This is a genomic window from Mesorhizobium sp. LNHC209A00 (assembly GCF_000502915.1).
GTDB lineage: Bacteria > Pseudomonadota > Alphaproteobacteria > Rhizobiales > Rhizobiaceae > Mesorhizobium.
In genome coordinates, this window is record NZ_AYWT01000019.1 from 54,190 (window position 1) to 67,483 (window position 13,294).

Here is a 13,294-nt window from a genome sequence, read left to right on the forward strand (position 1 = left end):
CAAGCCAATGTCCGTCGCCCGTGTCACCGAAATCACCTCGTCGTCCAGGAAAAGCTTTCAAGACGCCATCGAGAAGGGGATTGCGCGCGCCGCGAAGACCCTGAAGAACGTCGAAGGCGCCTGGATCCAGGATCAGAAGATCGTCGTCGAGGATGGCAAGATCGCAGCCTATCGCGTCAATATGAAGGTGACTTTCATCCTCGCGGAGTGATTGGGCAGCCCGCCAAAAAAGTCGGGAACTTTCGCCCGCGCCCCTCATTGTCAAAGTGCGGATTAACGACAACGAGGAGCAAACAATGACGACGCAAACAGGTCACACCGAAGCCATTGCCGCTTCACGAGTCATCGGCACGACCGTCTACAACACCCAAGGCGACAGCATCGGCAGCATTGAGGACGTGATGCTCGACAAGACGTCGAACGGCATCATGTTCGCGGTGATCGGATTTGGCGGCTTTCTCGGCATTGGCGAGAAGTACCACGCCATCCCCTGGGCAAGCCTCGACTATGATGAGGCAAGAGGCGGCTATGTCATACCATTCTCCAAGGAACAGCTGAAGGCAGCGCCTGCCCATTCGATCAACGAACTGGCCGGCGCGGATGGCGAGAGCGCGCGCGACGAGTCATACGAATATTACAAGGTCGCGCCCTACTGGCATTGACGCCATAATAGGAAAAAGGGGGGCCGTTCTACGGCCCCCCTTTTGATTCAAACGTAACGCTACTCGCTAGCGTGCAAAGCCGGCTAAGAGGCAGTAGCCTTTGGCGGCGACTGCTGGTTGTCGCATGACGTCAGGAACGCCGCGGCGATCAGAAACAGACTGACAATACCGCTCAACTCAGACATGGCGAACCCCTCCTGTTTCGCCCCGCGCGATAACAATCTTAACCTGGAATGCGCGTCCGGTGGCATGACTTATGATGACAGGAAATTGCGCTTCGTGAATCGGGCGGACGGCACTATTCGATCAGGCCCCGATTGCCTTTTGCGTCGCTTTGGCTAAGACGGGCGCGACGTTTTCTCCAGATCAATCGAGGACATCGCAATGACCGCCATCATCGACATTGTCGGGCGTGAAATCCTGGACAGCCGTGGAAACCCGACCGTCGAGGTCGATGTTGTTCTCGAAGACGGTTCGATGGGCCGCGCCGCTGTGCCGTCGGGTGCCTCCACCGGAGCACACGAAGCCGTCGAGCTTCGTGACGGCGGCGCCCGCTACCTTGGCAAGGGCGTGCTCAGGGCCGTCGAGGCGGTCAATGGCGAATTGTTCGAGGCGATCGGCGGCATGGAAGCCGAAAACCAGATCCATATCGATCAGACCATGATCCAACTTGATGGCACGCCCAACAAGAGCCGGCTCGGCGCCAACGCCATTTTGGGCGTTTCGCTGGCGGTCGCGAAGGCCGCTGCCGAGGCCGCCGGGCTGCCGCTCTACCGCTATGTCGGCGGCACCAAGGCGCATGTCCTGCCCGTGCCGATGATGAACATCATCAATGGCGGCGCGCATGCCGACAACCCGATCGACTTCCAGGAATTCATGATCCTTCCGGTCGGCGCGCCGACGCTGCGCGAAGGCGTGCGCTGGGGCTCGGAAATCTTCCACACGCTGCGCAAGAAGCTGAAGGATGCCGGCCACAACACCAATGTCGGCGACGAGGGCGGCTTCGCGCCGAATCTGAAGAGCGCGCCGGTGGCGCTCGACTTCATCATGGAATCGATCGAGAAGGCCGGATTCAAACCGGGTGAAGAGATCGCGCTCGGCCTCGATTGCGCCGCGACCGAGTTCTTCAAGGACGGCAACTATGTCTATGAGGGCGAGAAGAAAACGCGAGATCCCAAGGCGCAGGCCAAGTATCTCGCCAAGCTCGCCGCCGACTATCCGATCATCTCGATCGAGGATGGCCTTGCCGAGGACGATTGGGAAGGCTGGAAGTACCTGACCGACCTGATCGGCAAGAAGACGCAGCTTGTCGGCGACGATCTCTTCGTCACCAACACGGCGCGCCTGCGCGACGGCATCCGCATGGGCGTCGCCAATTCGATCCTAGTCAAGGTCAACCAGATCGGCTCGCTGACCGAGACGCTCGACGCCGTCGAGACCGCGCACAAGGCTGCCTACACCGCCGTCATGTCGCACCGTTCGGGCGAGACCGAGGATTCGACCATCGCCGATCTCGCCGTCGCCACCAATTGCGGACAGATCAAGACCGGATCGCTGTCGCGCTCGGACCGTATGGCCAAATACAACCAGCTGATCCGGATCGAGGAAGAACTCGGCAAGCAGGCGCATTATGCCGGCAAGTCCGTGATCAAGGACTGATCCCGCCGCACATTGTTGATACGGAGAGGGCGGGACATCCCGCCCTTTTTCATTTCAGGCCGGCGGTCTCCCGTAACCGTCCGTTAAGCACAATCAGGCGAAAAAGACTTCGAGCCGTTCGAGTTCGCGGCATGGGGAATCGGTCATGTGGACGCGTCAGCACAAGCAGAGAAACACCGGCCGGCTGATCGTTCCCTCGCTGTGCGTGCTGTTCCTGGCTTATTTCGGCTTCCATGCCTATCACGGTGAATTCGGCATCAATTCGAAATACAAGCTCGAGGCCGAGACGGTCGCTTTGCAGGGGCAGCTCGATGCGATCAAGGCACGCAGGACGGACCTTGAGCGGCGCGTCAAGCTCATGCATGACGGCACGCTGGAGAAGGACATGCTCGATGAGCAGGCGCGCAAGGCACTCAATCTGTCGCAGGCCGACGAGATCACCATCATGCTGCCAGCTCTGGCGAAGTAACCAGTTTCAGGTTAATCAACAATATTTTCAATGATTTTAATTGCTTAGGTGCATGCCAGCTATGCAATTTCGACATGGCGGAACGCCTTTCTACGTGTTAGCCTCCCATAAATCGAAGGGGAGGGCGATCTCCCCGGAGCAGTTTGATCTTGCTCCAGTGTCCGCAAAGAGACGCCAACAGGGAGTGATGCATGGCCACCGCAGCCAGAAGAGCGCCTGCCAAATCGAAATCCGACGGCAAGTCCGGTCTATCGGCACCCAAGCCTATTGACTTCACCAAGGACGAAGAGCTTGCCGCCTACCGGCACATGCTGCTCATCCGTCGCTTCGAGGAGAAGGCCGGCCAGCTCTACGGCATGGGCTTCATTGGCGGTTTCTGTCACCTCTATATCGGCCAGGAAGCGGTCGTCACCGGCATGAAGATGGCGCTGATCGACGGCGATCAGATGATCACGGCCTATCGCGATCACGGCCACATGCTGGCGATGGAGCTGTCGCCGCGTGGCGTGATGGCCGAGCTGACCGGACGCCGCGGCGGCTTGTCCAGGGGCAAGGGCGGCTCCATGCACATGTTCTCCAAGGAGAAGCATTTCTATGGCGGTCACGGCATTGTCGGTGCACAGGTGTCGCTTGGAACAGGTCTGGCTTTTGCCAACCGCTACCGCGACAACAACAATGTCTCGCTGACCTATTTCGGCGACGGCGCCGCCAACCAGGGCCAGGTCTACGAAAGCTTCAACATGGCCTCGCTGTGGAAGCTGCCGGTGATCTACATCATCGAGAACAACCGCTACGCCATGGGCACCTCGGTGTCGCGCTCTTCGGCGGAAACCAATTTTTCGCATCGTGGCGCGTCGTTCAAGATTCCGGGTATCCAGGTCGACGGCATGGATGTGCGTGCGGTCAAGGCGGCTGGCGATCTGGCTACCGAGTGGTGCCGTGCCGGCAACGGGCCGATCATTCTGGAAATGCAGACGTATCGCTATCGCGGCCACTCGATGTCCGACCCGGCGAAATACCGCTCCAAGGAAGAAGTCCAGAAGATGCGCTCCGATCATGATCCGATCGAGCAGGTCAAGGCGCGGCTCATCGAGAAGAAGTGGGCGACCGAGGACGAACTCAAGACCGTCGACAAGGAGGTTCGCGACATCGTCGCCGACGCCGCCGAATTTGCCCAGCACGACGCGGAGCCGGATCCGTCCGAGCTCTGGACCGATATCGTATTGTAAGGGAGGGCCAGGACATGCCGATCGAAATTCTGATGCCCGCCCTCTCGCCGACCATGGAAGAGGGCAATCTTTCCAAGTGGTTGAAGAACGAGGGCGACAAGGTCGTCGCCGGCGACGTCATCGCCGAGATCGAAACCGACAAGGCGACGATGGAAGTCGAAGCCGTCGACGAAGGTACGCTGGGCAAGATCCTGATCGCCGCCGGCACCGAAGGCGTCAAGGTCAACACCCCCATCGCCGTTCTGCTGCAGGATGGCGAAAGTTCTGGCGACATCGACAAGGGCTCCAAGGCGGCTCCCGCCTCCACGCAGGACGCGGTGTCAACTGGTGGCCAGCGCGCCGACGCGGCCGAGGAAGGCTCGCAACGGGCGCCGCAGGATGCTGGAGAGGCGCCGAAAGCCTCCGTCCCCGCCGCCCCGGCGGCCAAACTCGCTGCCGATCCGGACATTCCTGCCGGCACTGAAATGGTCTCGACCACGGTACGCGAGGCGCTGCGCGATGCCATGGCCGAGGAAATGCGCCGCGACGGCGATGTCTTCGTGATGGGTGAGGAAGTCGCCGAATACCAGGGCGCCTACAAGATCACGCAAGGCTTGCTGCAGGAATTTGGGCCGCGTCGCGTCGTCGATACGCCGATTACCGAGCATGGTTTTGCCGGGGTTGGTGTCGGTGCGGCGATGGCTGGGCTGAAGCCGATCGTCGAGTTCATGACCTTCAACTTCGCCATGCAGGCGATCGACCAGATCATCAATTCCGCCGCCAAGACGCTCTATATGTCGGGCGGCCAAATGGGCGCGCCAATCGTGTTCCGCGGGCCAAATGGCGCGGCGGCCCGTGTCGCGGCACAGCACTCGCAGTGCTATGCCGCCTGGTACAGCCACATTCCAGGCCTGAAGGTCGTGATGCCCTATACGGCCGCCGACGCCAAGGGCCTGCTCAAGGCAGCGATCCGCGACCCGAACCCGGTCATCTTCCTCGAGAATGAAATCCTCTACGGCCAGTCCTTCGACGTTCCGAAGCTGGACGACTTCGTGCTGCCGATCGGCAAGGCGCGCATCCACAAGGCAGGCAAGGATGTTACCATCGTATCCTTCGGCATCGGCATGACCTATGCGGTGAAGGCTGAAGCCGAGCTGCGCGGCATGGGCATCGACGCCGAGATCATCGACCTCAGGACTATCCGTCCGCTCGATCTCGACACAGTCATCGCCTCGGTTAAGAAAACCAACCGGCTGGTCGTGGTCGAAGAAGGCTACCCGCAGAATTCGGTTGGCGACCACATCGCCAACCAGGTCTCGCAGCGCGCCTTCGATTTCCTCGACGCACCGGTCATCACCATTGCCGGCAAGGACGTGCCGATGCCTTATGCGGCCAACCTCGAAAAACTGGCCTTGCCCAATGTCGGCGAAGTCATCGAGGCCGTCAAAGCCGTCGCATATCGCTGAACCGGGTGGGAGGACAATATGCCAATCAACATCACCATGCCGGCACTCTCGCCCACGATGGAGGAGGGCAATCTGTCCAAGTGGCTGGTCAAGGAAGGCGACAAGGTTTCGCCCGGCGACGTGATCGCCGAGATCGAAACCGACAAGGCGACGATGGAGGTCGAGGCCGTCGATGAGGGCACGGTTGCCAAGCTCGTCGTGCCGGCGGGCACCGAAGGGGTCAAGGTCAACGCGCTGATCGCGGTACTTGCGGCGGAAGGCGAAGATGCCGGCGCGGCGGCGAAAAGCGGCGGCGCCACACCGGCGAAAACCGAAGCTCCGAAAACCGATGCGCCTAAAGCCGAAGCGCCGAAGGCTGAAGCGCCGAAGGCCGAGGCCGCGGTCCCCATGGCGCAGGCGGCTCCGGCCGCCAATGGCAACGCGGCTGGCGAACGCACCTTTGCATCGCCGCTTGCCCGCCGTATCGCCAAGGATGCGGGTGTCGACGTCTCCGCGGTCACAGGCACCGGCCCGCACGGCCGTGTGGTCAAGGCTGACGTCGATGCCGCGATTGCCGGTGGTGGCGCCAAGGCGGCACCGGCTGCCAAGGCTCCGGCCGGCGCGCCTGCCTCCGCCCCGCCGGTGAAGGCGATGTCGGACGAGCAGGTGCTGAAACTGTTCGAGCAAGGCTCCTACGAACTCGTCCCTCACGACAACATGCGCAAGACCATCGCGCGGCGCCTGGTCGAAGCAAAAACCACCATCCCGCATTTCTATCTGACGCTCGACTGCGAACTCGACGCGCTGCTGGCTTTACGCACTCAGCTCAATGCCGCNATCCCGCATTTCTATCTGACGCTCGACTGCGAACTCGACGCGCTGCTGGCTTTACGCACTCAGCTCAATGCCGCGGCGCCGGTGAAAAAGACCGAAAAGGGTGAGGCGCCCGCCTACAAGCTGTCGGTCAATGACATGGTGATCAAGGCGATGGCGATCGCGCTGAAGGCGGTGCCGGATGCCAATGCCTCATGGACCGAGAGCGCCATGGTCAAACACAAGCATGCCGATGTCGGGGTGGCCGTGTCGATCCCCGGTGGCTTGATCACGCCGATCATCCGGCATGCGGACGACAAGACGCTGTCGGTCATCTCCAACGAGATGAAGGACCTNTGGCTTGATCACGCCGATCATCCGGCATGCGGACGACAAGACGCTGTCGGTCATCTCCAACGAGATGAAGGACCTGGCCAGCCGCGCCCGCAGCCGCAAGCTGAAGCCGGAGGAATATCAGGGCGGCACGACCGCCGTCTCCAATCTCGGCATGTTCGGCATCAAGGACTTTGCCGCCGTCATCAACCCGCCGCATGCGACGATCCTGGCGGTCGGCGCGGGCGAGCAGCGGGCGGTGGTCAGGAATGGCGAGATCAAGATTGCCACAGTGATGTCGGTGACGCTGTCGACCGACCATCGTGCGGTTGATGGCGCGCTGGGGGCCGAATTGCTGGTCGCGTTCAAGAAGCTGATCGAGAATCCGATGGGCATGCTGGTCTAGGAAAGGAAAAGGCTGTGCGGATATTCTTCACCAGCCTTTTCGCCTTTTTGATTTCCGGCTTGGCCGGCGGCCTTATCGCGCAATGGTTGGCTGTCGCCGCCGGCGCCGAGGAAGAATACATCATCGTCTTCATGTTCTCGGTGCTGGTGACTTTTGTCGTCACCTTCATCTTCTTCGTCGCGCAATTGACGAACGATCCGGTCGAGGCTGTTGCCAGGGCGGGCAAGTGGACGCTGATTGCCTTTGTGGCGCTTCTCATCCTGCTGGTCGCGCTGATCCTCTATAGCGACAGCAGCGCCGCGGTGGTCAGGAAAGACATGCCGATGGTTGCCGGTCTCGGCCTGCCGGGCCTGGTGACGATCGTCATCCATTGGTTGTTCGTACGCTGGCGCGTGAAGCGCGGCGTAGCCGACACAAAGGCAGGTTGAACGGATGAAGACGGTGCTTTGTTACGGCGACTCGCTGACCTGGGGCTACAACGCCGAAGGTGGGCGTCATGCGCTCGGGGATCGCTGGCCAAGCGTGCTGCAAGCAGGGCTCGGCGAAGGCGTTCAAGTCGTCGCCGAGGGGCTCAATGGCCGCACCACCGCTTTCGACGATCATCTCGCCGGAGCCGACCGCAACGGCGCGCGGCTGCTGCCGACGGTGTTGACGACGCATGCGCCCATCGACCTGATCGTCATCATGCTCGGCGCCAATGACATGAAGCCATGGATCCATGGCAATCCGGTTGCCGCCAAGCAAGGCATCCAGCGGCTGATCGATATCGTGCGTGGCCACGACTATCCGTTCGACTGGCCGGCACCGCAGATCCTGATCGTTTCGCCGCCTCTTGTCAGCCGCACCGAAAATGCCGACTTCAGGGAGATGTTCGCCGGCGGCGATGAGGCCTCGAAGCAGCTTGCGCCGCAATACGCCGCGCTCGCCGACGAGGTCGGCTGCGGCTTCTTCGACGCTGGCACGGCGGCGCAAACAACACCTCTCGATGGCGTCCACCTCGATGCCGAGAATACGCGAAACATTGGCGAGGCGCTGACGCCGGTCGTGCGCGTCATGCTGGAACTCTGATTGAAGGAGAAAACCCGTGGCTGAGAACTATGACGTCATCATCATCGGCTCCGGCCCGGGCGGCTATGTCACCGCGGTGCGTTCCGCCCAGCTCGGCTTTAAGACGGCGATCGTCGAGCGCGAGCATCTGGGCGGCATCTGTCTGAACTGGGGCTGTATTCCGACCAAGGCGCTGCTGCGGTCGGCCGAGATCATGCATTATTCCGATCATCTGAAGGATTACGGCCTGAAGCTCGATGGCGGCAAGATCAGTGCCGATACCGCCGCCGTCGTCGATCGGTCGCGAAAAGTGTCGCTCAGGCTCAATGGCGGCGTCGCCTTCCTGATGAAGAAGAACAAGGTCGACGTCATCTGGGGCGAGGCCAAACTATCCAAACCCGGTGAGATCGTGGTTTCCAAGACGGCCAAGAAGCCGATGGAGCCGCAGCCGCCGGTGCCGAAAGGCGTCAAGGGCGAGGGCACCTACACCGCCAAGCACATCATCCTGGCGACCGGCGCCCGGCCACGCGCTCTGCCCGGCATCGAGCCGGACGGCAAGCTGATCTGGACTTATTTCGAAGCCATGGTGCCGAAGGAGATGCCGAAGTCGCTGCTGGTGATGGGCTCAGGCGCCATCGGCATCGAATTCGCCTCCTTCTATCGCACAATGGGCGCCGACGTCACGGTGGTCGAGCTGCTGCCGGCGGTGATGCCGGTCGAGGACCCCGAAGTCTCGAAATTCGCGCAAAAGCAGTTCGAGAAGCAAGGCATGAAGATCATCCTCGAGGCCAAGGTGACCAAGGTCGAGAAGGGGGCGAACTCGGTTACCGCGCATGTCGAGATGAAGGACGGCAAGGTCGAGAAGATCACCGCCGACCGCATGATCTCGGCCGTCGGCGTTCAGGGCAATATCGAGAACCTCGGCCTTGAAGCACTCGGTGTTAAGACCGAGCGCGGTTGCGTGGTCATCGACGGTTACGGCAAGACCAATGTGCCTGGCATCTACGCCATCGGCGATGTCGCCGGACCGCCCATGCTTGCTCACAAGGCCGAGCACGAGGGCGTCGTGTGCGTCGAGAAGATCGCGAACTTCCCCGGTGTTCACGCCACGGACAAGCTCAAGATCCCTGGTTGCACCTACTGCAATCCGCAGGTCGCCTCGGTTGGACTGACGGAAGCAAAAGCCAAGGCCGAGGGCAAGGATATCCGCGTCGGCCGCTTCCAGTTCGCGGCCAACGGCAAGGCCATCGCGCTTGGGGAAGACCAAGGCTTCATCAAGACCATCTTCGACAAGAAGACCGGTCAGTTGCTCGGCGCGCACATGGTCGGCGCCGAAGTCACGGAACTGATCCAGGGTTTTGTCGTGGCGATGAACCTCGAAACGACCGAGGAAGAGCTGATGCACACCATCTTCCCGCATCCGACGCTATCCGAGATGATGAAGGAAAGCGTGCTCGACGCCTATGGCCGCGCCTTGAACGCATGATAGATTCCCCGCGGGAGACTCAGCTGTCAAAGCCGTGGGATCTGGACGGCGAAGCAGTTCGTTTCCGAATGCATTTTTACTGGCGCAAGGAGAAGGCATATGCACTTGAACGGCGTGGGCTGGATCGCAGCAATCATCATCGGCGGCCTGGCAGGCTGGTTGGCCGAAATGGTCATGAAGAGCAACACCGGCATATTAATGAACATTATCATGGGCATCGTCGGCGCGGTGGTGCTGAACGCAGTCCTGCAGGCGCTCAACATCGGCGTGTTCGGCGTCGGCTGGACCGCCTATCTGATCACCGGCTTCATCGGTGCCTGCCTGCTGATCTGGGTCGGTCGCCTGGTGCGCCGTTAGTCGATATCGTTTTCGGCTATGCGAAAACGGTTGTAGCGGCATGCGCCGCTGCAGCCTTTTTCTTTGTCCTGAAAAGTCTTAGATGACGTTAAAGTGACGATCGCCGACGGGCGGTCGCAAGAAAGGCCAGGGTTCAGATGGTCACTGTCCTCGACACGATCGCCAACGCGCCGCGGCCGCGGCATCCCGAGAAGGCCCACAAGCCCGACCAGGAGGTATTGCGCAAGCCGGACTGGATCCGCGTCAAGGCGCCGGTGTCGAAGGGATATGCCGAGACACGTGAGATCGTGAAATCGCACAAGCTGGTGACCGTATGCGAAGAGGCCGGTTGTCCGAACATCGGTGAATGCTGGGAAAAGAAGCACGCCACCTTCATGATCATGGGCGAGATCTGTACGCGCGCCTGCGCCTTCTGCAATGTCGCCACCGGCATCCCAACCGCGCTCGACTCCGACGAGCCCACGCGTGTCGCCCATGCCGTCAAGCAAATGGGCCTCAGCCACGTCGTCATCACCTCCGTTGACCGCGACGATCTCGACGATGGCGGTGCGCAGCACTTCGCCGATGTCATCCGAGCGATCCGGGCGGCAACGCCTCTGACGACCATCGAAATCTTGACGCCCGATTTCCTGCGCAAGGAAGGCGCGCTGGAGATCGTCGTGGCGGCCAGGCCCGACGTCTTCAACCACAATCTCGAAACCGTGCCGTCGAATTATCTGAAGGTTCGGCCAGGCGCCCGCTATTTCCACTCGATCCGGCTGCTGCAGCGGGTCAAGGAACTCGATCCGTCCATTTTCACCAAGTCCGGCATCATGGTCGGCCTTGGCGAGGAGCGGAACGAAATCCTGCAATTGATGGACGATCTGCGTTCGGCCAATGTCGACTTCATGACCATCGGCCAATATCTGCAGCCGTCGAAGAAGCACCACCCGGTGATCCGCTTCGTCACGCCGGAGGAATTCAAGTCCTTCGAGACGATCGGCAAAACCAAGGGTTTCCTGCTGGTGGCATCGAGCCCGCTGACACGCTCTTCGCACCATGCCGGCGACGATTTCGCCCGGCTGCGCGCCGCGCGCGAAGCGCAGCTCCAGAAATTGGTCTAACGCCGGTTTCATGCCGAAATTCGAAGCCACCCGCCGCGTCGCCCACACGCCTGAGCAGATGTTCGCGCTGGTCGCCGACATCGAAACTTACCCGCAATTCCTGCCGCTTTGCGAAGCGTTGACGGTCCGCTCGCGCAAGGAGCGTGACGGGCGCACCATCCTCGTGGCCGACATGAGCATCGGCTATAAGGCGATCCGGGAGACTTTCACGACGCAGGTGCTGCTCAAGCCCGACGAACATGCCATCGACGTGAAGTATATCGACGGCCCGTTCAAATATCTGAGCAATGTCTGGCGGTTCGAGCCGGATGGCGCCGGCTGTGCCGTGCGCTTCTTCATCGACTATGAATTCAAGAGCCGCATCCTGGGTGCGCTGATGGGCACGATGTTCGATCGTGCCTTCCGCATGTTCGCCGAGGCCTTTGAAAAGCGCGCCGACATCATCTACGGCAAGAAACCGGCGGCCTGACTCTCGCCAAGCGCCTGCAAGCCGAGCTCAAGTGCATGATGGACGGTTTCCCGGCGGATGAAGTCACGGCCGTCGTCGGCGAACAGCTTTCGTTCAGCCGTTACGGGTCGGCCGTTCACCGCAACACCAAACCAGACCAGCCCGACAGGCTTTTCCCTGGAACCGCCACCCGGACCGGCAATGCCGGTGACGGCCAGCGCCAACCCGGCACGCGAACGGGCGAGCGCTCCGGCGGCCATCTCGATGGCTGTCTCGCGGGAAACCGCACCATGCACGTCGAGCGTGGCGGCGCGAACGCCCAGCATGTCCATCTTGGCTTCATTGGAATAGGTGATGAAGCCGCGATCGACCACGGCGGAAGAACCGGCAATGTCGGTCAGCGCGGCGACGATCATCCCGCCGGTACAGCTTTCCGCGGTCGCCAGCATGATGCCGCGCTCCCGGCACGCCTCAAACAGGGCGACCGCCAGTTCGCTGTTGGTCATTCCGGAACCTCGCCTGGAAACACCACACTGGCGGTGGCGATAGCCGCGATACCTTCCTCGCGACCGACAAAGCCGAGCTTCTCGTTGGTTGTCGCCTTGACCGAGATGCGCTCGGCGGAAATGCCCAGCATCTGCGAAAGGACTGATGTCATCGCCTCGCGGTGCGGGCCGACGCGCGGCGCCTCGCAGATCAGCGTGATATCGGCATTGGCGATGCGTCCGCCGCGCTCGCGCACTAGTCTTGCGGCATGTTCGACGAATATCCGCGATGCAGCGCCTTTCCACTGCGGATCGGACGGAGGAAAGTGCGTGCCGATGTCGCCGGCCCCGCAGGTCGCCAGCAGCGCGTCGGTCAGGGCGTGCAGGCCGACATCCGCGTCGGAATGGCCCGACAGTTTCCTGTCATGCGGGATGGCGACGCCACAAAGCGTAACATGGTCGCCGGGCTCGAAGGCGTGGACATCGTAGCCATTGCCGGTGCGGATATCGGGAAAGTGTGTCCGCTCGCTGGAAAGTCGCTGGTGCGCCATGGCGATGTCCCGTGCCCATGTGAGTTTGACATTGTCGGGCGATCCGGGAACGAGCTTCACCGGCATTTGCATCCATTCGGCGATCGACGCGTCGTCGGTAAAGTCGGATTTGCCGCTGTTGTAGGCTTGCTCATGCATTGTCATGATCGCGAGGAAGGGAAAACCTTGCGGCGTTTGGGCCGCGTGCAGCCCGCTCCTTGGCACCGTTTCGCCGACCATACCGGTCTCCGATTCGCGTTTCAGCGTGTCGGCGACGGGCAGGGCGGGAAGCGCGCCTTCACGTTCGCCGATGGCCGCGATGGTGCGGTCGATCAGATCCATGTCGACAAAGGGGCGCGCGGCGTCGTGGATGAGAACCTTGTCCGGCGCGTAGCTTCTCAGCGCCTGCAGCCCGAGCCGAACCGAATCCTGCCTGGTCGCGCCTCCGGCAATTGCCGTTACCCGATCCGCATCGGTTCCGACCGCTTGCTGAAAAAGCTCGCGGTCCTCGGCATGGATAGCCACGACGATCCGGCCGATGAGCGGGTGCGCCAGAAAAATGTCTATGACACGAGCGATGACGGCGCGTCCGCCAATTCGTTGATATTGCTTCGGACCATCGGTTTGTCCGGCGCGCGCGCCGCGACCGGCCGCGACGATAACCACCGCGACTTTGCCACCCGGATCCGGAGCCTGATTTTCGGTTGCGCCAGTCATGCAGTCCGGTCCTAGTCGCGACCAAGGCCGAAGGCCAGCATTTTCCCAATTGCGCCTCAATGTGGCGTCATTCCGCGTTGCACATTTCTTTCGATCTGGCTAGAGAATGTGCAACGAATGGACGTG

14 protein-coding genes and 1 pseudogene are annotated in these 13,294 nt (G+C 61.3%); 13 read left to right on the forward strand and 2 right to left on the reverse strand.

Annotation, left to right across the window (positions count from 1 at the left end; genetic code table 11):
• Positions 1-7 precede the first annotated feature (7 nt).
• From X739_RS139660 to X739_RS139605, 13 genes and pseudogenes are all read left to right on the forward strand, one after another.
• Positions 8-211, forward strand: coding sequence for a dodecin family protein (locus tag X739_RS139660; RefSeq protein WP_015317939.1), 204 nt, complete (start codon positions 8-10; stop codon positions 209-211).
• Positions 212-296: 85 nt separating this feature from the next.
• Complete coding sequence (locus X739_RS139655) at positions 297-662, forward strand: PRC-barrel domain-containing protein (RefSeq protein ID WP_015317938.1); 366 nt, start codon at positions 297-299, stop codon at positions 660-662.
• Positions 663-1,046: 384 nt separating this feature from the next.
• The gene (gene eno, locus X739_RS139650) at positions 1,047-2,321 is read left to right on the forward strand and encodes a phosphopyruvate hydratase (RefSeq protein ID WP_023783963.1); all 1,275 of its coding nucleotides are present in this window, start codon (positions 1,047-1,049) and stop codon (positions 2,319-2,321) included.
• 145 nt (positions 2,322-2,466) lie between these two features.
• Complete coding sequence (locus X739_RS139645; protein ID WP_023783964.1) at positions 2,467-2,790, forward strand: septum formation initiator family protein; 324 nt, start codon at positions 2,467-2,469, stop codon at positions 2,788-2,790.
• A gap of 191 nt (positions 2,791-2,981) precedes the next feature.
• A complete protein-coding gene (gene pdhA, locus X739_RS139640) occupies positions 2,982-4,019 on the forward strand; it encodes a pyruvate dehydrogenase (acetyl-transferring) E1 component subunit alpha (RefSeq protein ID WP_023783965.1) in 1,038 nt (345 codons plus the stop codon).
• Between the two features lie 14 nt (positions 4,020-4,033).
• Positions 4,034-5,464, forward strand: a complete 1,431-nt coding sequence (locus X739_RS139635) for a pyruvate dehydrogenase complex E1 component subunit beta (protein WP_023773668.1) — start codon at positions 4,034-4,036, stop codon at positions 5,462-5,464.
• 18 nt (positions 5,465-5,482) lie between these two features.
• Positions 5,483-6,995 (forward strand): annotated as a pseudogene (locus tag X739_RS03150) (2-oxo acid dehydrogenase subunit E2).
• Positions 6,996-7,009: 14 nt separating this feature from the next.
• Positions 7,010-7,423, forward strand: coding sequence for a hypothetical protein (locus tag X739_RS139630; RefSeq protein ID WP_023796047.1), 414 nt, complete (start codon positions 7,010-7,012; stop codon positions 7,421-7,423).
• Positions 7,424-7,427: 4 nt separating this feature from the next.
• A complete protein-coding gene (locus tag X739_RS139625) occupies positions 7,428-8,063 on the forward strand; it encodes an SGNH/GDSL hydrolase family protein (RefSeq protein ID WP_023773670.1) in 636 nt (211 codons plus the stop codon).
• 16 nt (positions 8,064-8,079) lie between these two features.
• Positions 8,080-9,528, forward strand: a complete 1,449-nt coding sequence (gene lpdA, locus X739_RS139620) for a dihydrolipoyl dehydrogenase (RefSeq protein ID WP_023796048.1) — start codon at positions 8,080-8,082, stop codon at positions 9,526-9,528.
• 99 nt (positions 9,529-9,627) lie between these two features.
• On the forward strand, positions 9,628-9,885 hold the full coding sequence (locus X739_RS139615) for a GlsB/YeaQ/YmgE family stress response membrane protein (protein WP_023773672.1): 258 nt from the start codon (positions 9,628-9,630) through the stop codon (positions 9,883-9,885).
• 137 nt (positions 9,886-10,022) lie between these two features.
• Positions 10,023-10,988, forward strand: a complete 966-nt coding sequence (gene lipA / locus X739_RS139610) for a lipoyl synthase (RefSeq protein ID WP_023773673.1) — start codon at positions 10,023-10,025, stop codon at positions 10,986-10,988.
• A gap of 10 nt (positions 10,989-10,998) precedes the next feature.
• A complete protein-coding gene (locus X739_RS139605) occupies positions 10,999-11,457 on the forward strand; it encodes a type II toxin-antitoxin system RatA family toxin (RefSeq protein ID WP_023773674.1) in 459 nt (152 codons plus the stop codon).
• On the opposite strand, the gene X739_RS139600 is transcribed toward X739_RS139605, so the two are convergent.
• Complete coding sequence (locus tag X739_RS139600; protein ID WP_023773675.1) at positions 11,433-11,942, reverse strand: CinA family protein; 510 nt, start codon at positions 11,940-11,942, stop codon at positions 11,433-11,435. The two genes, X739_RS139605 and X739_RS139600, sit on opposite strands and share 25 nt — an antisense overlap.
• Entirely contained in the window at positions 11,939-13,168 is a 1,230-nt protein-coding gene (locus X739_RS139595; RefSeq protein WP_023783970.1) for a bifunctional 2-C-methyl-D-erythritol 4-phosphate cytidylyltransferase/2-C-methyl-D-erythritol 2,4-cyclodiphosphate synthase, read from the reverse strand. Before X739_RS139595 ends, X739_RS139600 begins: the two co-directional genes overlap by 4 nt.
• Between the last annotated feature and the right edge of the window lie 126 nt (positions 13,169-13,294).